We start from the raw sequence: 451 nt of genomic DNA, 5'->3' as shown, positions 1-451 counted from the left end.
CCAGGCGGCCAGGTCGGTCTCCCGGACCCGGGTCAGCAGCTCCCGGAAGCTCGGGCCGCCGCTCAGATCGGTCCGCAGCACCAGCGTGTTGACGAAGAAGCCCACCAGGTCGTCGAGCTTCTCGTCCGTACGGCCCGCGATCGGCGAACCGAGCGGGATGTCGTGGCCGCCGCCGGAACGGGACAGCAGGGTCGACACGGCGGCCTGCGCCACCATGAACACCGACGCCCCGGCCTCGCGGGCCAGCGCCGCCAGCGTCGCGTGCACCCCCGGCGGGCAGTGCACCGTGTGCGTGGCACCCCGGTAGGAGGCGACGGCGGGCCGCGGCCGGACCGCCGGCAGGGTGACCTCCTCCGGCAGCTCCGCCAGGGCCCCGCGCCAGAAGTCCAGCTGCACCTCCTCGCAGCTCTCCAGCAGCGTCTGCTGCCACAGCGTGTAGTCGGCGTACTGC

1 protein-coding gene is annotated in these 451 nt (G+C 74.1%); it reads right to left on the bottom strand.

What is annotated here, in order from left to right:
• On the bottom strand, positions 1-451 hold a 451-nt coding region (locus GT045_RS35375), incomplete at both ends, for a condensation domain-containing protein (protein WP_161336721.1).

The organism is Streptomyces sp. SID486 (genome assembly GCF_009865385.1).
Lineage (GTDB): Bacteria > Actinomycetota > Actinomycetes > Streptomycetales > Streptomycetaceae > Streptomyces.
This window is presented reverse-complemented; position numbering and strand designations above follow the sequence as displayed.